The organism is Natronoarchaeum philippinense, from assembly GCF_900215575.1.
GTDB lineage: Archaea > Halobacteriota > Halobacteria > Halobacteriales > Natronoarchaeaceae > Natronoarchaeum > Natronoarchaeum philippinense.
Map to the genome: position 1 here is coordinate 312,599 of NZ_OBEJ01000003.1, position 18,036 is coordinate 330,634.

Annotated in this window: 17 protein-coding genes; 6 read left to right on the forward strand and 11 right to left on the reverse strand. The window is 66.7% G+C overall.

What is annotated here, in order from left to right; all coding sequences use genetic code 11:
- Positions 1–35: 35 nt before the first annotated feature.
- The 10 genes from argC to CRO01_RS12370 all read right to left on the reverse strand — a co-directional run bounded on the left by argC (position 36) and on the right by CRO01_RS12370 (position 12,284).
- Positions 36–1,097, reverse strand: coding sequence for an N-acetyl-gamma-glutamyl-phosphate reductase (argC, locus tag CRO01_RS12325; RefSeq protein WP_097009449.1), 1,062 nt, complete (start codon positions 1,095–1,097; stop codon positions 36–38).
- The gene (gene lysX, locus CRO01_RS12330) at positions 1,094–1,984 is read right to left on the reverse strand and encodes a lysine biosynthesis protein LysX (protein WP_097009669.1); all 891 of its coding nucleotides are present in this window, start codon (positions 1,982–1,984) and stop codon (positions 1,094–1,096) included. Before lysX ends, argC begins: the two co-directional genes overlap by 4 nt.
- Before the next feature lie 57 nt (positions 1,985–2,041).
- Positions 2,042–2,206 carry a lysine biosynthesis protein LysW gene (gene lysW / locus CRO01_RS12335; RefSeq protein WP_097009450.1) on the reverse strand — a complete coding sequence of 55 codons (165 nt, stop codon included), beginning with the start codon at positions 2,204–2,206 and terminating at the stop codon, positions 2,042–2,044.
- Positions 2,207–2,425: 219 nt separating this feature from the next.
- A complete protein-coding gene (gene argH / locus CRO01_RS12340; protein ID WP_097009451.1) occupies positions 2,426–3,895 on the reverse strand; it encodes an argininosuccinate lyase in 1,470 nt (489 codons plus the stop codon).
- A 3-nt stretch (positions 3,896–3,898) separates the two neighbouring features.
- The gene (locus tag CRO01_RS12345; protein WP_097009452.1) at positions 3,899–5,146 is read right to left on the reverse strand and encodes an argininosuccinate synthase; all 1,248 of its coding nucleotides are present in this window, start codon (positions 5,144–5,146) and stop codon (positions 3,899–3,901) included.
- Positions 5,147–5,620: 474 nt separating this feature from the next.
- A complete protein-coding gene (locus CRO01_RS12350; RefSeq protein ID WP_218839191.1) occupies positions 5,621–6,322 on the reverse strand; it encodes a DUF7345 domain-containing protein in 702 nt (233 codons plus the stop codon).
- A 24-nt stretch (positions 6,323–6,346) separates the two neighbouring features.
- Positions 6,347–7,204, reverse strand: coding sequence for a hypothetical protein (locus CRO01_RS12355; RefSeq protein WP_097009454.1), 858 nt, complete (start codon positions 7,202–7,204; stop codon positions 6,347–6,349).
- Positions 7,205–7,358: 154 nt separating this feature from the next.
- Positions 7,359–8,618 carry a helix-turn-helix transcriptional regulator gene (locus CRO01_RS12360; protein WP_097009455.1) on the reverse strand — a complete coding sequence of 420 codons (1,260 nt, stop codon included), beginning with the start codon at positions 8,616–8,618 and terminating at the stop codon, positions 7,359–7,361.
- A 105-nt stretch (positions 8,619–8,723) separates the two neighbouring features.
- Positions 8,724–9,797, reverse strand: a complete 1,074-nt coding sequence (nirK, locus tag CRO01_RS12365) for a copper-containing nitrite reductase (RefSeq protein WP_097009456.1) — start codon at positions 9,795–9,797, stop codon at positions 8,724–8,726.
- A 198-nt stretch (positions 9,798–9,995) separates the two neighbouring features.
- Positions 9,996–12,284 carry a nitric-oxide reductase large subunit gene (locus CRO01_RS12370; protein WP_097009670.1) on the reverse strand — a complete coding sequence of 763 codons (2,289 nt, stop codon included), beginning with the start codon at positions 12,282–12,284 and terminating at the stop codon, positions 9,996–9,998.
- A 178-nt stretch (positions 12,285–12,462) separates the two neighbouring features.
- On the opposite strand from CRO01_RS12370, the gene CRO01_RS12375 reads away from it, so the two are divergent.
- The 4 genes from CRO01_RS12375 (at position 12,463) to CRO01_RS12385 (ending at position 13,821) form a co-directional block, all read left to right on the forward strand.
- Positions 12,463–12,657, forward strand: a complete 195-nt coding sequence (locus tag CRO01_RS12375) for a DUF7554 family protein (protein WP_097009457.1) — start codon at positions 12,463–12,465, stop codon at positions 12,655–12,657.
- A gap of 66 nt (positions 12,658–12,723) precedes the next feature.
- Entirely contained in the window at positions 12,724–13,233 is a 510-nt protein-coding gene (locus CRO01_RS12380; RefSeq protein WP_097009458.1) for a 2'-5' RNA ligase family protein, read from the forward strand.
- Between the two features lie 49 nt (positions 13,234–13,282).
- Positions 13,283–13,435: a hypothetical protein gene (locus CRO01_RS16695; RefSeq protein WP_179747481.1), complete on the forward strand. Its 153-nt coding sequence runs from the start codon at positions 13,283–13,285 to the stop codon at positions 13,433–13,435.
- Positions 13,432–13,821, forward strand: a complete 390-nt coding sequence (locus CRO01_RS12385; protein WP_097009459.1) for a PIN domain-containing protein — start codon at positions 13,432–13,434, stop codon at positions 13,819–13,821. The genes CRO01_RS16695 and CRO01_RS12385 overlap by 4 nt, the downstream gene beginning before the upstream one ends.
- Positions 13,822–13,928: 107 nt before the next feature.
- Here CRO01_RS12385 and CRO01_RS12390 read toward each other — a convergent pair whose 3' ends face one another.
- Complete coding sequence (locus CRO01_RS12390; RefSeq protein WP_097009460.1) at positions 13,929–16,109, reverse strand: ATP-dependent DNA helicase; 2,181 nt, start codon at positions 16,107–16,109, stop codon at positions 13,929–13,931.
- Positions 16,110–16,240: 131 nt separating this feature from the next.
- On the opposite strand from CRO01_RS12390, the gene CRO01_RS12395 reads away from it, so the two are divergent.
- Both CRO01_RS12395 and CRO01_RS12400 read left to right on the forward strand, forming a co-directional pair.
- A complete protein-coding gene (locus tag CRO01_RS12395; protein ID WP_097009461.1) occupies positions 16,241–16,513 on the forward strand; it encodes a hypothetical protein in 273 nt (90 codons plus the stop codon).
- Between the two features lie 31 nt (positions 16,514–16,544).
- Positions 16,545–18,008 (forward strand): HPP family protein, encoded by a 1,464-nt coding sequence (locus tag CRO01_RS12400; protein ID WP_097009462.1) that lies wholly within the window; start codon positions 16,545–16,547, stop codon positions 18,006–18,008.
- The last annotated feature ends 28 nt before the right edge of the window (positions 18,009–18,036 follow it).

The window sequence follows — 18,036 nt, forward strand, 5'->3', positions numbered from 1 at the left end:
CGGTTTGCGCCGGGTAACGGCCGGCGCGGGCCGATCTACGGCGCGCCGACTGGGTGGAGCCCTTGGAACTCCAGCCCGGCGGTCTCCTCGATGCCGAGCGCGACGTTGGCGGCGTGGACGGCCTGCCCGGCCGATCCCTTCATCATGTTGTCGATGGCCGAGAACACGACCACGCGCTTGTTCGAGGGGTCGAGCTCGAAGCCGACTTCGCCGTAGTTGGTGCCCGCGACGGCCTTGGGCTCGGGGTAGCGGTAGACGCCGCTCCCGCCCGCGGCCATGCGCATGAACGGCTCGTCCTCGTAGGCGCCACGGTAGGCGCTCCAGAGGTCGCCCTTCGAGACGGGCCCGTTCGGGAACACGTGTGCCGTCGCCGATGCGCCGCGGGTCATGTCGACCGCGTGGCAGGTGAACGACACGTCGAGGCCGAGGAACTGTTCGATTTCGGCCTCGTGGCGGTGGCCCGTCGGCGCGTAGGGGCGGACGACGCCCGAGCGCTCGGGATGGCTGGAGGCGTCGCCGCCGCCGGCGCCGCCCTCCGAGGAACCGACCTTCACGTCGACGACGACCTGCTCGGAGCCGTCGAGCACGCCGTCCTCGATCAGCGGGTGCAGGCCGAGGATCGTCGCCGTGGCGTTACAGCCCCCTGATGCGATCAGTTCCGCACCTTTCAGGTTCTCGCGGTTGATCTCGGGAAGCGCGTACTCGGCTTCCGCGAGCAGTTCGGGGCGGTCGTGGCCGTCGTACCATTCGTCGTACTGCGCTTCGGCGTCGAGTCGGAAGTCAGCCGAGAGGTCGACGACGGTGTCGGCGGCCGCTTGGAACTCGTCGATCTGGCCCATCGAGACGCCGTGTGGCGTCGCGGTAAAGAGCACGTCGACGCTCTCTAACTCCTCGGGGTCGGTAAAGCGCAGATCCGAGTGAGTGCCACGCAGGTTCGGATGGACCGATCCGACGGACTTCCCGGTGTAGGACCGGCTGGTCGCCTGCGCGATCTCGAACTCGGGATGGCCCGCGAGCAACCGTAGCAACTCGCCGCCGGTGAAGCCGCTCGCGCCGACGACGCCCGCCGTGAGCGCCGCCTCGTCGTCGGCGCTCATTGTGCGGTCACCTCGGTTTCGGCCTCGGCTTTCGCTTCCAGCCAGTCGACGACTTCCGCGGCGACATCGATGTCGGTGGCATCGGCGAGCGCCTTGAACTCGACGGTGTGGTTGACCTCGTGGACGGTGTAGCCGGTTGGCTCACCCTCCTCGTCGACGCCGACCTCCATCAGGTCGACGCCGAGCAGGCCGTTTCCGACCGCTTCGCTGGCCTCCTCGACCAGCCGCTTGGCCTCCTCGTCGAGTTCGAAGGCCTCGGTTTCGGCGCCCTGTGCGGCGTTGGTCAGCCAGTGGTCCGAGGAGCGAACCATCGCGGCGACGGGTTCGCCGTCGGTCGCCAGCACGCGGATGTCACGGCCGGGCTTCTCGACGAACTCTTGGACGTAGAACACCTTGTGCTCGTAGTGGCCCAGCGTCGCCTTGTGTTCGAGCACCGCTTCGGCGGCGCTGCGGGAGTCGATCTTGGCCATCAGGCGGCCCCACGACCCGACGACGGGCTTGAGGACACAGGGGTAGCCGAACTTCTCGATCGACTGCATCGCCGACTCCTTGGTGAAGGAGACTTCGGTGTTGGGCGTCGGGACGCCCGCCTGCTCCAGCGCCAAGCTGTTTTTCACCTTGTCGGCGCAGATCTCAGCGGTCTCGGGCGCGTTGACGACCGGCACGTCGTAGGCCTCGCAGAACTGCGTGGCGTAGAGACTCCGGCTGGTCGCCAGACAGCGATCGAGCACGATGTCGACGTCCTCGAACGCTTCGGGGGCGTCGCTGAGCGAGAACTGCTGGTCGCGCACGTCGATCTTCGTGACCTCGTGGCCACGGTCGCGCAGCTCCGAGAGCAGCAGTTTCTCGTCCTTGCGGATCCTAGAGTAGAGCAGTCCGACGTTCACGCGAACCACCCCGAAGCGAGGGCGAGCTCGGAACTGCGTGCAGTTCCGGCGTACACGTTACTCCCCCCAGTCCTCTTCCAGCTCGGGGGCCTTCTCGAGGACTGGTGGGTTGGTGTCGGTGACCTCCAGCTCGGCGCCGCAGGTCGTACAGTCGACGATCTCTCCAACTTCGAGGTTGTCGTGCAGGGACACCTCGGCCCCGCATTCGACGCATTCTGCCATTGTACTCCCCACTCGTACCCCTATCTACTTAAATCCTCCGAAAGTGTCGGCGAAAATAAACGCGCAGACTACCGTCTACGGGGTTAAGAAAGCGTCAGGGTCGCGGTTCGCGCATCCAGTATCAGTTCTGGAATATATTATCACTCCCCTCGCGGGGATCGCGCCCGTGGTCGTCGACCGACCTGCGGCGACGCTCGCCGCCGGACGGCGAACGGTCGCTCAGACATACTCGCTCACCTCGTCGTCGAGCAGGTCTTCGGCGTCGGCCAGCGTCGTCCGGCGTTCGTCGACCGCCGTCGCGTCGGCGTCGACGCCGTCGGTCGCTCGGTCGAGGTGACTCGCGACGGCTGCCGGCGCTGGCCCGCCGACGGAATCGCGCGAGGCGACGCTTTCGGCGGGGTCGAGCGCGGCCTCGACGGCCGCGGGATCGACGTACTCGCTCAGCGGTTCGTCGAGCACTTCCTCGGCGGCGGCCTCGACGGCCTGCAGGTCCGCGCCCTTTTCGGACGCCACCGCAACGACCTCGTGAGCCGTCCGGAACGGCAGTCCGTGGGCCGCGAGCAGGTCCGCGACGCCGGTCGCCGTCGAGAATCCTTCGCCGGCGGCGTCGGCAAGCGCGTCTTCGGGCCACTCGGCGGTGCTGATCGCCCCGCCGACCACGTCGGCCGCCTCGACGACGGCGTCGACCGTCTCCCACGCGTACGGCGTCGCGTTCTGCAGGTCGCGGTTGTACGCGCGGGGCAGTCCCTTCAGCGTCGTGAGCAGACCGTTGACCCCCGCTGCGGCGTCGCCCGCGGTCGAGCGCACCAGTTCGAGCGTGTCGGGATTTTTTTTCTGGGGCATGATCGACGAGGTCGAGGCGTAATCGTCGTCCAGCTCGACGAAGCCGCGATTTGCGAAGAGCACCACGTCCTCGGCGATCCCCGACAGCGTCGTCGCCAGCGCGGCCAGCGCGCTCACCGACTCCAGCAGGAAGTCCCGCGTCGAGGAGGCGTCCATCGAATTGCCGACGACCGACTCGAACCCGAGCAACTCGGCGGTGCGCTCGCGGTCGATGTCGAACGTCGTGCCGGCGAACGCCGCGGCGCCGAGCGGCGAGCGGTTTACTCGGCCGTAGGCGTCGAGCAGGCGCTCGGTGTCACGAGCGATCGCCTGCTCGTACGAGCAGAGCCAGTGGGCGGCCGTCGTCGGCTGGGCGGGCTGGAGGTGCGTGTAGCCCGGCATCACGGTGTCTGTGTGCTCAGCGGCGACCTCCAGCAGCGCTTCGCGCAGCGCGACGGTCGTCTCGGCGGCGTCGAGCAGGTCCTCGCGCAGGCGATGGCGGATGCAGGTCGCCACTTCGTCGTTGCGCGAGCGGGCGGTGTGCATCTTGCCGCCGTCGGCGCCGACGCGCTCGATCACGGCCGTCTCGATCGCCGCGTGAACGTCCTCGCCCTCGGGCAGGGCGCCGTGGCCCGCAGCTTCGATGTCGTCGAGGGCGTCGAGGATCTCGCCGGCCACGTCGGCCTCGATAATCCCCTGTTCTGCAAGCATCACCACGTGCGCGCGATCGACCGCCACGTCGGCGGCGAAGATCCGCCGATCGGCGTCCATCGAGGAGAGGAACTCCCGGGCGGGCCCGCCGCTAAAGCGGTCCCTGCGCACCACGTCGCCCGACTCTGTCTCGGAATCTGGAGTCCTCTCTGTCATCTCTCAGTCCTCGTCGACGCCGTCGACCACGGAGTTTGCCAAGCGACCTTGGAAGCCGTGGTACTTGGCGACGCCAGTGGCGTCCTTCTGGGTGATGCCCTGTCCTTCGACGGTTTCGGTGTTGAAGGAGGCGGCGTCCTCGGAGTACGCGGCGTACTCGCTCTCGCGGCCGACCGCGCGGGCGCTGCCGCCTTCGAGCTTGATCGTCACCGTACCGGTCACGCGGGACTGGGTCTCCTCGATGAAGCCTTCAAGCGCGCCGACGAGGGGTGCGTCGATCAGGCCCTGATAGGCCTTCTTCGACCACTGCTGGTCGATCTGGGACTTGAACTCGCGTTCCTCTTGGGTGAGAACGAGCCCTTCGAGCGCCTCGTGGGCGTTGAGCAGCACTGTCGCGGCGGGGTGCTCGTAGTTCTCGCGGACTTTGAGGCCGAGCATACGGTCTTCCATCATGTCCGTGCGACCGACGCCGTAGGCGCCCGCCAGCTCGTTGAGATACTCGATCAGCTCGACCGGGCCCAGATCGTCGCCGTCCCCAGCCGGCGGCTGGGGGCTCGTCGGGGTTTCCCCGACGGTGTCGAGCGCGACGGGCTCGCCGTCCTCGAACTCGATCTCGACCAGTTCGGTGCCGTCGGCGTCGCCGGGAGCGTCGGTCCACTCGTAGATATCCTCCGGCGGGACGTAGTCGGGCTTCTCTAGGTCGGCGCCCTCGACCGAGCGGCTCCAGAGGTTCGTGTCGATCGACCAGTCGCCGTCGTTACCGCTCTGGACGGGCAGATCGTGCTCCTCGGCGTACTGCATCTCCCACTCGCGGGTAAGTTCGAGCTCGCGTACGGGCGCGATCACGTCGAGATCGGAGTCGCGCCAGACGGCCTCGAACCGGAGCTGGTCGTTGCCCTTGCCGGTACAGCCGTGAGCGACGGCGTCGCAGTCGTTCTCGATCGCGGTCTCCAGAATCGCGTTGGCGATCACGGGACGGGCCATCGCGGTGCCCAGCGGGTAGCCCTGATAGGTCGCGTTCGCTTTCAGCGAGTCAAGGCACAGCGTGGCGAACTCCTCTCGGGCGTCGACGACGTGGGTCTCCACGTCGAGCGCTTCGGCAGTCTCTTCGGCTTCCTCGAACTCTTCTTCGGGCTGGCCGACGTCGACGGTGACGCCGATCACTTCGTCGTATCCGTACTCTTCTTCGAGCAGTCCGACACAGACGGTCGTGTCGAGGCCGCCCGAAAATGCGAGTGCCACGCGTTCCATTGGTACCTGAATCCAATCTTCGGACGGTATTAAGTTCTTCCTTTTTGATTATGAAAGAAACGCGCAGAGATGTCTATAGGCAACGAAAAGAGTTCTCAGTTGTTCGCTGAAGCAACCGGGTCGTAGTGTAGAGTAGTAGTGGGCCTAAAAGAGGCCCCGTCGAAGTCGTCGTCGCAGGAAAGCGCCGGCGGACTCACGGCTCTCCCGGACGGCGAGCGTCGGGACGGTGTGAGTCGTCGCCATGTTAGAGGAACGTACTTCGCTTGTGCTATTAAAAACTTCCGTGTTACCGCCGGAATACGGCATCGAGAGGACTGTACGGGCAGAATTGGTGTGTGAATAGACAGCACGAACTGGCTGCGTCCGATTCGGAAGCGAGAGCCCACGCAGCCAGCGGAGGGGGTCAGCGGGGAGAGCGATGAGGGGCAGTCAGTGTGCGGTCGCGACGGTCAACACGCTTGCGAGCGATCGCGCTCACCCGCGGCGACGCCGAAGCCCGATCGCGGCCGCGCCGGCGGCGCCGAGGGCGGCGGCACCGACGCCGAAGCCGGGAAGGCTATCGGCGATGCCGCCGTCGGTGGCGCTCATCGTCGCCTCGAAGCCGTCGAGCGACGTGCCGGCGTCCCACGTGGCGCTCGCCCCGTCCTGCGAATCGGGGGCTGGCGTCGCGTTCGAGAGCTCGTACCCGCCGGGTGCGACGAGCACGAACGGTCGGTCGGTATCGTAGCCGCTCGCAAACGGCTCGGACACGACCAGTTTACCGTCCTCGACGGCCGCGAGGTTCGTCCACGTCGCGCTCAGTCGGACGACGCCGACATCGCCGGTTCGTTCGAGGTCGATGCTCGCGCCCTCGACGGGCACTTCCATCTCCCTGTCGACCTCGCCGTTGGCGTTCTCCGCGACGGCGTCGAGTCGGGTCGCGTACCGCCGAGTCGCGTTCTCGCGTGCGCTCTGGTCGTTCTGGAGCGACTCGAACGCGTCCTGTTCGGCCTGCTCGGTCAGATTGTACGTCGAGACCAGCGTGACGACGGCGTCGCCGTCGTCCTGTACCTCGACGACCATCGACGGCTCGGCGGCGCCGGACTGTTCTTGTGCGCTCGCCGCCGGAGCGACCGCCCCGACCGTTAGCGCGGCGACGAGTGCGATAGCGACGGCTCTGTGTGTCGTTGACGTCATACTCATCGAAGAGGGAGAGCTGAATTACAGGCTGGCCGTGGTGTTCGTCTCGGCGTCGGCGCTGACGCCGTCGTCGACCGACACGCTCCCGTCGGTCGTCGAGTTGGCGTCGACGCTACCGCTGTCGGCGTCGACGCTCGTGTCACTATCGATGCCGACGCTGGTCTGGTCGGCGTCCGAGTCGGACTGGTTGTCTGTGCCGGCGCTCGCGTCACCGTCGGCGTCAGCCCCGATTTCGAGGCCGGGCACGTCGACGCTGACCGAGCCGTTCGCGCTAACGTCGACCTGCGCGGTCGCGCCGACGTTCGGGCCGGCGATCGAGCGCGCGATCTCGGAGACGTTCTGGCCGCCGAGTTCGCTGGCGCGCTCGCGCAGCGTCACGATGGCGTCGACGTCGACGCCGTTGTCGGCGAGCACGTCCTCGGGGAGCCCGCGAGCGACCGTTTCGGTGTCGGCCGTGAGGTTAGCGACGGTTCGTTTCTCGGCCGCGACGACGGCCATCTCGGCGCGGAACTCGCCTTCCGTCATCGTGCCGTTGTCACGGGCCTCTCGCAGGCGCTCGGCGCGCTGTTCGAGATCGTCGACGCGCTGGCGAACCTCTTCGAGCTGGTCGCCGACGACGTCACTTCGGGCCTCGGCGCTCGCGTTCTGGGCGATCCGGACCCCGAACGCGCGCTCTTGGACCTCGCCTTCGAACTCGGCCTCGGTGACGCCGACGACGCCGGCGAACTGCTCACCGGGAGCCACACTACTGTTTGCGCTCGCCTGTGCCTCTGCCTGCGTGCTTGCCTGAGCGGGCGACTGGCCAGTCGCGCCCACGGGAACCGCAACCGCGGACGTGACCAGCGCGACCAGCACCATCAGGGTCGTCGTTCGTCGCATTGCATCCCCTCCTTGTGGCGGGAAGTACGTATAAAGGGGCGATTCTGACACCGAATCAACGTCCCTTGCGTCGAATCAACGCGGATTAAAAACCGCTCACGTATGGCGATTATCTCGAATTAAGTCTGATGGGATGGCTAAACCGTCGGTGGTTTTATAAACTACTTTCGTCGTCCTCGTCGGGAAGCTTCAGGACGTTCTCGCGGCCGAGTCGGAACGACTCGATCGTCCCCGCCTCGCGCATCTCGCCGACGACCTGACTGGTCTTTGCCTCCGTCCAGCCAGTCTCTTCGACCAGTTCCTGCTGGCGCATGCGGCCGCCGTTTCGCTCCAGCGCACGCCGCACGCGCTCGTCGTTGCTCAGCAGGTCCGGCGGCGGGTCGTCCGCGGCGTCGCCGTCGGGTTCGGCGTCGGCCGCGGCCTCCTCTCCTCGTCCCGCGGCGCCGGGCTGTTCGTCGGACGCCGTATCCTCCGGTTCGTCAGCGGCATCGTGCGACGGCACAGACGCCGTCGAGTCGTCCCCGTCCTCGTCGTCCCGTCCCAGCAACGCGATACCGCCGCCGGCCAGCGCCAGCACCGCGAGCGCCAGCCCGACCCAAAGCACCGGCCCGCGAGCACCGCCGTCGGCGATCCCGCCCGTCCCGCTGTCGTCACCGGAGCTGACGATCACGCGCGGCTCGTCGCCGACGAAGTCGGTCTGCGAGCCGTACCAGAGCGCCGCCCGGTCGCGGCGCTCGTCGGCGTCCGGCCGCGACTCGACGAGGTCGTACCCGTCGGGCCACGCGACCAGCAGGCGCGTCTGGTCGTTCAGGAAGAAGCCGCTGATGGCGTCGCCGATCCGCAGCCGCTCGCCGTCGACGACTGCGAAGTTGCCCCACGTGAACGTGTAGGTCAGGACGCCGTACTCCTGTGGGATCGTTTCTGTACGGGCGCTGACGCCGAACTCGCCGGCGCTCATCTCCCGTCCGGTGGCGTTTTCGGCGCTCGTGACCGTCTGGTTCATCCGCTGGGCGAAGCGCGCGGTGTACTCGTCGGGGTTGGCCGCGACATCCGACTGCAACTGCTCGAACGCCTCGGTCTCGTTGTCGGTCTGGAGTTCAGTCCAGTACTCGATCTGCCAGTGGGCCGTCCCGTTCGCGTCGACCTCGACGGTCAGGCGAACGCTGTCGGGGTCGATCTCCTGCTGGAACGCCGCTCCGACTGGTGGCCCGCCGGCTTGGGCGGTTGCGGCGTCGAGCTGAGCCGGGCGCTCGGCGCTCGGCGACGCCGCCGAACTCGCACCGGCGGCTGCCGCGGTGCCCGCTGTGATCCCCCCTCCGACGAGTGCGAGCACCAGTACCAGCGCGACCGCGACCGAGGCTGGTCGGCTCCCGCGTCTCTCGTCGTCCCGTTCGGCCGTCGCTCTCAACTGCATACTCGTCGGGACTGCTCGCCCGGCCGCATAAAACGTTCCGGCTCCGAACCGGACGCTACGGCGTCCGACAGGTCCGTTGACGAACAGGTAGTCCGGAACCGGGGGCTACTGCGGTTCCGGATCGAACAGGTCCGGCCGTTCCTCGCCCGTCGCGTTGACCGTCGCCATACAGCCCTTCCGGCCGGTCCGGCTGAGCGCGTGGTCGACCAACTTGACCGTTCCGGGCACCGGGAACTCCATCGTGGCGACGGCGGTACTGCCCGGCGCCACCGGCTTGGTCTGGACGTTGTGATCGGGATCGGAGCTGAGCGCGCCTTCGGCCCACAGATCGGCCCAGACGTTGCCGATCGGGTGGAAGCTGCTGGTGAGGTTCGGGCCGCCGGTGACCATGAACACGCGGGCGGTCTGGTCCGTTTCGAGTTCGGCGGCGTGGCCGTAGCCGTCGGGCGTCATCGCGTAGGCTTCGCCGTTCATCACGACGTAGGTCGGCTCCTCGGCTGCCATCGCGTCCATGTCGAACCCGTGGTGGCCCTCGGCGCCGGTCTCTTTGTCGGTGTAGAGTTCGTGCTGGCCGATGTACAGTTCCTCGTCGACCTCTGGGAGGCCCTCCTTGGGCTCGACGAGGATCATGCCGAACATGCCCGCGCTGATGTGCATGTCCATGTTCGGGACGGCGCAGTGGTAGATGAACGCGCCGGGGTACTGGGCCTCGAACTTCAGGCTCGCCGTCTCGCCCGGGGAGGTCATCGTCGCTTCGGCGCCGCCGCCCGGCCCGTAACAGGCGTGGAAGTCGACGTTGTGGGGCAGGCTGTTTTCGGCGGGGTTCTCGAAGGTAAGGTTGATCGTGTCGCCCTGTCGGACCCGGATCATCGGTCCGGGCACCTGCCCGTTGTAGGTCATGTACTCGAACGTGACGCCGTCTTCGACCTCGGCGGTCACTTCTTCCGGACGCAGCGTCACGTCGACCTCCGCGGGCTCGTTCCGCTCGATCGGACCGGGAATGTCAGTCGGATCGGCGGCGACCCGGTCGGCGTCGAGCGTCGGCGCGGTCTGCTGTGGCTGGGTGTCGGTCTCGTTGGTCGGTTCTTCTGCCGCCGGTTCGGCCGTACAGCCCGCCAGTGCGAGGCCGGACATCGCGCCCGCCCCCTGCAGCACGCGGCGTCGGTTGGTGTCGAACATTGGTGGGTCCTCCTACATGCACAGATTGGCGGTATGATCACATCAAACGGCGAAACGATTCCCATTCCTCTGGGTGAGAGGCGAATATGTTCTCGCCTATGGTATAAAGATGCGCAGTAATAGATGACCGGTAACCAATGGCCTTCGAATGGCGGGTGGCCGAGAGACGAGGTCGCCGTGACCGACCGCGTCGGCCGGTCAGTCGTCGCTCTCTACCATCACGCGATCCGAGACGACCTGCTCGTCGGGGTCGGTACTACTGGACCGCACAGTCCGAAGCTTCTCGACGACATCCCAGCCGAAGAGCGCGGTGCCGACGATGATCAGCGCGTCGCCGGGCATGCGCGCCCAGAACAGCGCTTGCACGAGTGGGCGCTCGTAGAACGCCACGCTGCGGGCGACGGCGTAGCTCTCGGTGAAGGCGGCTTCCAGCTGGAGGAAGCCGACCGGTAGCACCGACACGAACACCATCAGCGCCAGCCCGACGTTCCAGCACCAGAACGCCGCCCGGAGCCGCCGAGCCGACCAGTTCGCGCTCTCGGTCGTGATCCGCAGGATGTAGGTTGCCATCCCCAGCGCGAGGAAGCCGAAGGCGCCGAACATCGCGGCGTGGGCGTGGCCCACCGTGAGGTAGGTGCCGTGCTCGTAGTAGTTGATCAGCGGCAGGTTGATGAAGAAGCCGAGCACGCCGGCGCCGACGAAGTTCCAGACGCCGCTTGCGACGATGAACGCGAAGGGCAACTTGTAGGGGAACGACTCCCCGGCGTCGGCCATCGCGCGGTACTCGCCGATGGCTTCGAACAGGATGAACATGAGCGGGATCAGCTCCAGCGTGGAGAACACGCTGCCCAGCGGGATCCACACGTCGGGCTGGCCGATCCACCAGTAGTGATGCGAGACGCCGATGACGCCGCTGCCCATCACCAGCAGCGCTTCGAGGCCGACGGCCTTCTCCGCCGAGCGTTTCGAGAGCAGGTTCATCGAGACCAGCGTCAGCCCGACGATGGCGACGATGAAGAACTCGAAGGCGCCCTCGACCCACATGTGGACGACCCACCAGCGCCAGAACTCGGTGGTGACGATGTTGGTGTCGGGGGTGTAGAACATCCCGGCCATAAACAGCAGGCCGATCGACCCGCCCGCGTACAGGATCATGTGCGCGAGGCCAAAGCGGGGCTCACGATCCAGCAGCGGCTTGAACCCGCGGGCGACCAGTACCGCCCAGATGCCGAAGCCGGCGAGTAGCCCGACCTGCCAGACGCGGCCGACTTCGAGGTACTCCAGCCCCTCGTTGCCGAGTAGCCACCACAGGTTCTCGGGGAGGTAGCCGTTGGCGCCCAACCAGATGCCGGTCATGCCGCCGACCGTGACGACGACGAGCGCGCCGAGCAGTCCGTAGACGTACCGTTTCTGGTTCTTCGGCTCGTGGCCGGTCAGCAGCGGGCCCAAAAAGAGCCCGGCGCCGAGCCACAGCGTGGCGATCCAGAGCACCCCGAGGTCGATGTGCCACGTCTTGGCCATCGCAAAGGGAACCCACTGGAGAATGTTGAACCCGAGCAGCTCGCCCAGTCCGAAGAAGGCGTCGCGCTCGATGTAGAAGTGTGCGAGCAGCCCGCCGAGCAACACCTGCGCCAAGAACAGCAGCGCAGACACCGCGACGAAGCCGAGCGCCGCGATCTGGCTCGGCGTCAGGTCGATGTCGTCGGGGTGGGGTACGTCGATCCCCTCGGCACTCGGCTCGGCTAGGTCGATCGACCGGTAGAGGTAGACGCCAGCGCCGGCGCCTGCGACCAGCAACACCATGCTGATGACGCTCCACGTCAGCGTCGCGCCGGTCGGGACGTTGCCGGCGTCGGGGACGTAGGGCCACTCGTTGGTGTAGCTGTGGTCGGTGCCCGGCCGGTCGGCGTGGGCGATCCACGCGGTCCACATCGCAAAGTCGGCGAAGTCACGGGCTTCCGACTCGGATTCGATCATCCCCTCGGGGACGCCGCGCTCGGCCGAGCCCTCGTGATACCGCTGGACGTACTCCTCGCGGACCTGCTGGTGGGCGTACAGCTCGGCCGCGGAGTACTGGATCGTCCCGCTCGACCCGGTCGTCTGCAGTTCGTCCTTGACAGCGGCGTCGATCGACGCTTGCTCGCCGGCGTCGAGCGCCTCGTACTCGGCGCCGTGGCGCTCGTCGGCGTAGTACGCCTTCATGTACTGGGTCTTGAGCTCCAGCGCATCTGCGGTGTAGTCCTCACCGTAGTACGCGCCGTTGCCCAGAATCGACCCGTGGTTCATCAGCCCGTTCGACTGGAACGTCTTCTTGCCGTCCTGTACCTGTTCGGCGGTGACGACCGTCTGCCCGTCCGGCCCGACGACCGTCTCGGGGATCGGCGGCTCCTGCTGGTAGGCCAGCGCCGCGCCGGCCCCCATGACGATCAGATTGGCGACGAAGACGACGACGAGCGCCTTCGCCAAGGTCTGTCTCGTGACTTGCATCGCCCGACAGTTCGGCGTCCCGGTTTTTCTACGCCGCTCCGGTTCCCGTCGGGCGAAACCCCGCCCGAACGTGTTCGACCCGACCCGGTCGTTCCAGCCGGTCTGTGCCGTCTTTCGGACGACGCCGCCGATCGAACCGGCCGATGTCTTTTTGTCGCCACCGGGGAAACGGTGGGCCATGATGAACACACGCGGGGACATGGACGTCGACGGACTGCTCCGGATCGTGCTCGTGCTCGTGATCTTGCTCCTCGTCTTGGAGATCGTCGGCGAGGTGTTCGGCCTGCTGCTCGGCGTTCTTGGGTTCCTGCAGCCGCTGGTTCTGCTGGGACTTCTCGTGTTGCTCGTGCTGTGGCTCACCGACCGGCTGTAAGCACCGCCACGGCGGCGTCGCGCCGATAATCGCTACGCTCTTTTCGGCCCACCCGCTACACCGACCGTGTTCAGCCTGAACGCTCCCGTTCCCGGACAGGTGTCCGCACTCGCCTCGCGGCTCCACCCCGAGCTGGTCGGCTTCGACTCGATCCGGGATCGCCACTCGATTCTCGTCAAGCGTCTCGGCGACGGCGACGATGTCGGCGGCTTCTATCCCCTCGCAGAGCAGGCCCGCCGGTCGCTCGCCGGCGCACCCGCTGTCGAGGCTCGGATCTCCGAGATCGACATCTTCGAGGACCCGCCCAACGGCGCCGCGCCGGTCGTGTATCTCGCCGTCGAGAGTCCCGGACTCGATCGGATCCACCGCACGCTCGTCGACGATCTGGGCGCGATCAAGGGGTTGGAGGGCCCCGACTACACGATGCACGTCACGCTGGCGCGGGGCGGGAATCTGGAGGCGGCGCGGCGTCTCGCCGAGCGGGAGATCGAGCCGATCGAGTGGACGGTTTCAGAACTGGAGTTCTGGGATGCGAGCCGGGCGGAAGTGGTGCGGACGGTGTCGCTGCCGGCGTAGAATACTGGTCACCAGCAGATTTTTGCGAACTGCCCAACAACGTCATTCTATGAGCCTCACGACTGATGACTTCGCCGAGTTCATGGGAGAAGATCCAGAAGACGACGAGGATGTCCCGCTCGGTGATGCCCTCGACGAGCTAGCTGTCGATGTCGAAGTGGATGCAGTCGAGGCCGTACGGGATGTCCGCGAGCGATTATGAAGGTCCTTCTGGACACAAACGTTCTCGTTGCGGCGGTCACTCGTGACACGGACCGTTCTGTCGATGCTATCGAATTGCTCAACAGCGCTGACGAGACGTACGTCTCCGTACTGAACCTGATGGAACTGCGAAGCGTGTTGACGAAAAAGAAACAGTTCGAGCGGGATCGGATCGAACAAATCGAGGACCGGATCACGTCCCGTGCTACAGTCACATTTCCCGACGCCTCGGATGTCGTTGCGGCTAATCGCCTGCAGTCCGAGACGCTCCTGTATCCGATGGACGCGCTCGTACTCGCTGCTGCTGATGCCATCGACGCGACGCTCGTCTCGTTCGATGTTGAACTCGTCGACCAAGGTGCAAAACTCCCAAGCAACGTGCTCTGATAGAGGGTCGTATCACTGGAGTTCCTCCGCCGGGCATTGGGCAAAAAATCGTCTCGCTTCCGGCTTAGTGATGCCGATCCTGCAATCAATCCCGCCGTGTCGGCGTCCTACGGCCGCGGCGGCTCGCCGTCGTACTTTTGGTGGTCGTTGTAGAAGTTCAGCATCGCAAACTTGAGTTTCTCGGGATCGACATCGAGCATTTCGTCGCGCTCCTCGGGCGGGAACGCGTCGCGGACGCTGTATTTCCCGAGTTCGCGTTCTTTCTCCTCGGTATACCGAGCGTCCAGCAGCGCGCGGACGCCGACATCTTCCGGCGAACGCAGCACCCGCCCGAGCGCCTGTCGCGTCTTGCGGATCGTCGGAATCTCGACGGCGTAGCGCCACCCGGCGTCCGAGACGCCCGCTCGGTCCCCGAAGGAGGCGTCGTAGGCGTCCTGCACGGCGTCGGCCCGGTCGTCGAGATGGGGGTAGGGGACACCGACCACGAGGACCGTGTTCGCGTCGTCGCCGTCGAAGCTCACGCCCTCAGCGAGCGTGCCCCACAGCGAGGTCAGCAGGACGCCGTCGTCGCCCTCGGTGAACGTCTCGCGTAGCTCCTCGGCGCTTTGGCCCGGTTCGTCGAGATAGCGCGTCGCGTCGATTCCCTGCAGGTGACTGTGGTACCGCTCGGCTTCGCTGTAACTCGGGAAGAAGGCGAGCACGTTGCCCGGCGTGAAGCGCACGGCGTCACGGAGCACGTCCGCGACGGCCTGCTGGACCTCGGGATCGCTCCGATCGCTGGCGAACAGCGGCGGCGTCCCGACGGCGTAGGTCCGCCGATTTTCCTCGGGGAACTGCAGGCCGTAGGCCAGTGTCACCGGATTCGAGAGGCCGAGCACGTCGGAAAACACGTCGAACGGGCGCAGCGTCGCGCTCATCAGCACGCTGGCGTGGACCTGGTCGAACAGCGTCTCGGTCACCTCGCGGGGGATGCAGTTGTACAGTTCGGCGCGGCCGTACACGTCGCCCGTTCCGGCGTCCCGGCGCACCGAGACGACGGGGTACTGTCCGAGCTCGGTCCCCTCGGACATCCACGCGTCCAGAAACGCGGCGGCCTGTAGCGTCTGGCACTCCTGTCGGGTGCTCGACTCGCCGTTCTTGTAGGCCTCCTCGTAGCGCTCGTCGAGCGTTCGGCCGAGCTTCTGGGCGGCCTCGATGTCGCCGTCGATCCCCTGCCCGGAGTAGGCCTGCAGGAACGTTCTGGTGAGGTCGTCCCGACCCTCTTCGTTGGCGATCGCAACGTCCTCCCAGTTTTCGTCGATCTGCTCGCGCCCGCCGAACTGGAAGGAATCGTCGTAGGTCTCGACCAGCGCGTCCCGGAACGCCCCGATCACGTTCTGTGCGCGCTCTGCGCGAGGCTCGTCCGAATCACGCAACTCGTCGACGGCGGCGTCGAGCGTGTTTTCGGTGAGCGTACGGGTGGCGTGATCGCGGGCAGCACCCTCAACGTTGTGAGCCTCGTCGAAGACGGTGATCACGTCCTCGGGATCCCGACCGAGCCACCGGAAGAACTGCTCGCGGATCATCGGATCCAGTAGGTGGTGGTAGTTACAGACGACCAGATCGACGCCCTCGATGCCGTCTTTGAGCAGTTCGTACCCGCAAAAGCCCTGCTCGTGGGCGTGTTCGTAGATCTCCTCGGGCCGCCGGATGTCCTCGAACAGCCAGTCGTAGAAGGCGTCGGTGTCGCCGGTGAGATTCTTGTAGTAGTAGTCGCAGGTGTTGTTGTCCTCCAAGGCTTCGACCTGCTCCTCGACGGCGTCGAGTTCGTCCATCACCGCGCTGCGGGCCTCGGCGGCCTGCTCGTCGCCTTCCTGACTGGCTTCCAGCAGTTCCTGCTGACGCTTTTCTAACTGCTTTTCGTCGCGTTCGGCGTCGACCAGTTCGTAGGTGTTGTCCCGCAGCACCTGACACTCCTCGTAGTCCACGTCGATGTGGCACATCGACCCCTTGCCCTTGAACACGACTGCCCGGATCGGCTCCTGTCGAGTGATCGCACGCGCCTCCCGGACGAACTGGCGCATCTGCTGGTGGACGTTGGTCGTGATGACGACCGTCTTGTCCTCCTCGCGGGCGTACTCCAGTGCCGGCACCAGCGCCGACAGCGTCTTCCCCGTCCCGCAGGCCCCCTCGAACAGCACGTCCTGATCGCGCGCGAGGGCGTTGTGGATGCGGTCCATCGCCTCCCGCTGGTTCTCGTAGGGCTCGTCGTAGGGGAAAAACCGCATGTACCCGTTGGTTTCGGCCACGACAGGTTCGTGGGTCCCGATCTACCAAAAGGGTTCGGCTGGGGGCGCTCGCGAACGCTCGACGCCGCCCTCTCGCGGACGACGCCGCGGCGTCACGCCGCTATTAGTCCCCGGCGTCCGTACGCTCGCCCGTGACAGAACGCGTTCGGCTCGACGACTGGGACGAGGTGTGCGACGCGTTGCGCCGGTTCGGCGAACCCGGCGACGTGACCGTCGGCGACGACCGACTCCGGATCGAGTTCGGATCCGCACGCGTCGAGGTATCTCGGGACGGGCGCGTGAAGACGGGAATGGCGCTCCACGACTTCGAGCGGGAGGGCGCGGCGGAACTCGTCGTGGACCACGACGCCGGGACGCTCACGCTCGACGCCGACGACGTGAGCTACACGTTCAGGCGCCCGTAGCTTTACCCTGCCCCTCGCGCTACTGGAGGATATGCGTAACAGGCTGCTGAACCGCTTTCGCGGGGGCGTCCGGTGGCTTCGCCGACGCCTCGGCCGAGCGATCCGCGGAGGACGCCTCCGTCTCGAGGAGACCACCACTCTCGTACACGTCTCCATCCTGCTGTTTGTCCCGGTTGTCGTCGGGCTGCTCACCTACCTCTCGACGCAACTGGACTACCTTTCTTTCTTCCTGTTCCCGCCGCTGGCCGCCGGTACGTACGCGCTGTTTGCGAATCCCGAGCACGAAGCCGCCTCGCCGGTCCGGTTCGTCGCGGGGCTGACCGCGGGCGCCGTTTGCGCGTGGATCGCGGTCGGGGTGGCCGTCGTCGTCATCTACCCGGACCAGCCGGCCGCAGCGATCGAAGTCGACGCCCCGGGCGCCGCCTTCGCGGTCTTTCTCACGGGCGTCGTCACGTGGGCGCTGGACATAGAGGAGGCCGCCGCGTTCTCGACGGCGCTGCTCGGCCTGCTGGTCGACCCCGTCAGACAGGCCTCCTTTGTCGCAAGCGTCTTCGTGAGCTCGACCCTCGTCGCCACCGTCTTCGCCGTCTGGCGCCAGCGGTTCTACAAACAGCGCGCCCGCTACCTCTATGCTTCCACCACGGGCGCCGACAACGTGCTCGTCCCGATCCGCGGCGATCCCGTCGAGGCGACGACCATGATCGCGGGGCGGATCGCCGCCGCCCACGACGCCGGGAAGGTCGTCCTGCTGGACGTGGTCGAGGAGGACTCGGTTGCGACTGCAGAGCGGGCACTGCTCGGGAACGGCGCCGACACCGAGACGGCCGTCGACGCCGACGCTGACGCGGGCGGAGGCGGGGCGGCGCCGGCGCTCGAAGCGACGGTCGCAGACTTAGAGCAGTTAGCCGACCGGGTCGAGACCGTCCTCGACGTTCCCTGCGAGGTGATCGTCGCCCCGAGCGGCGGGTCGCCGGCGACGACGGTACGGCGGGTCGCCGACGAGGCCAACTGCGATCTGATCGCCGCGCCCTACGAGACCGAGGACGGCGAGGTGACGCCGTACGTCGAGCGCTTGCTGGCGGCGCGGATGGACGTTCTCGTCCACCGGTCCTGCGACGGGCGAACGGACTGGCGGCGGATCACGGTCCCCGTCAGGCGTGCCGGTGACACCGCACATGCCATGATCGACTTCGCCTGCCGACTTGCCGGAGACATCGGCCGCGTGAGCGTCGCCCACTGCATCGACGCCGAGGCCCAGCGGCGCACGGCCGACGAGATGCTGGCGAACCTCGCCGAAACGCCGGACTGCGACATCGAGACGCGCGTTCCGAAGGCGTCGATCGAGCGCTTCCTCCGCCAAGTCGCGCCGGCGACTGATCTCGTCGTCGTCGGTGCGAGCCGCGATCGCAGTACCGCCTCCCGGTTGGTGTCGCCGCCGACGTTCGAGCGCATCGACGATCTCGATACCGATCTCGCAATCGTGGCCCACCGGTGAGCGACCTTGACTCGTCCGCTCCCGTGAC

Excerpts from the sequence above, each read along its gene's own strand:
- CRO01_RS12355 (WP_097009454.1), bottom strand. The coding sequence starts at position 7,204 with ATGCGACGAACGACGACCCTGATGGTGCTGGTCGCGCTGGTCACGTCC.
- CRO01_RS12400 (WP_097009462.1), top strand. The coding sequence starts at position 16,545 with ATGCGTAACAGGCTGCTGAACCGCTTTCGCGGGGGCGTCCGGTGGCTT.
- CRO01_RS12370 (WP_097009670.1), bottom strand. The coding sequence starts at position 12,284 with ATGCAAGTCACGAGACAGACCTTGGCGAAGGCGCTCGTCGTCGTCTTC.
- CRO01_RS12375 (WP_097009457.1), top strand. The coding sequence starts at position 12,463 with ATGATGAACACACGCGGGGACATGGACGTCGACGGACTGCTCCGGATC.
- CRO01_RS16695 (WP_179747481.1), top strand. The coding sequence starts at position 13,283 with ATGAGCCTCACGACTGATGACTTCGCCGAGTTCATGGGAGAAGATCCA.
- CRO01_RS12345 (WP_097009452.1), bottom strand. The coding sequence starts at position 5,146 with ATGGAACGCGTGGCACTCGCATTTTCGGGCGGCCTCGACACGACCGTC.
- lysW (WP_097009450.1), bottom strand. The coding sequence starts at position 2,206 with ATGGCAGAATGCGTCGAATGCGGGGCCGAGGTGTCCCTGCACGACAAC.
- argC (WP_097009449.1), bottom strand. The coding sequence starts at position 1,097 with ATGAGCGCCGACGACGAGGCGGCGCTCACGGCGGGCGTCGTCGGCGCG.
- CRO01_RS12350 (WP_218839191.1), bottom strand. The coding sequence starts at position 6,322 with ATGACGTCAACGACACACAGAGCCGTCGCTATCGCACTCGTCGCCGCG.
- CRO01_RS12360 (WP_097009455.1), bottom strand. The coding sequence starts at position 8,618 with ATGCAGTTGAGAGCGACGGCCGAACGGGACGACGAGAGACGCGGGAGC.
- nirK (WP_097009456.1), bottom strand. The coding sequence starts at position 9,797 with ATGTTCGACACCAACCGACGCCGCGTGCTGCAGGGGGCGGGCGCGATG.
- argH (WP_097009451.1), bottom strand. The coding sequence starts at position 3,895 with ATGACAGAGAGGACTCCAGATTCCGAGACAGAGTCGGGCGACGTGGTG.
- CRO01_RS12385 (WP_097009459.1), top strand. The coding sequence starts at position 13,432 with ATGAAGGTCCTTCTGGACACAAACGTTCTCGTTGCGGCGGTCACTCGT.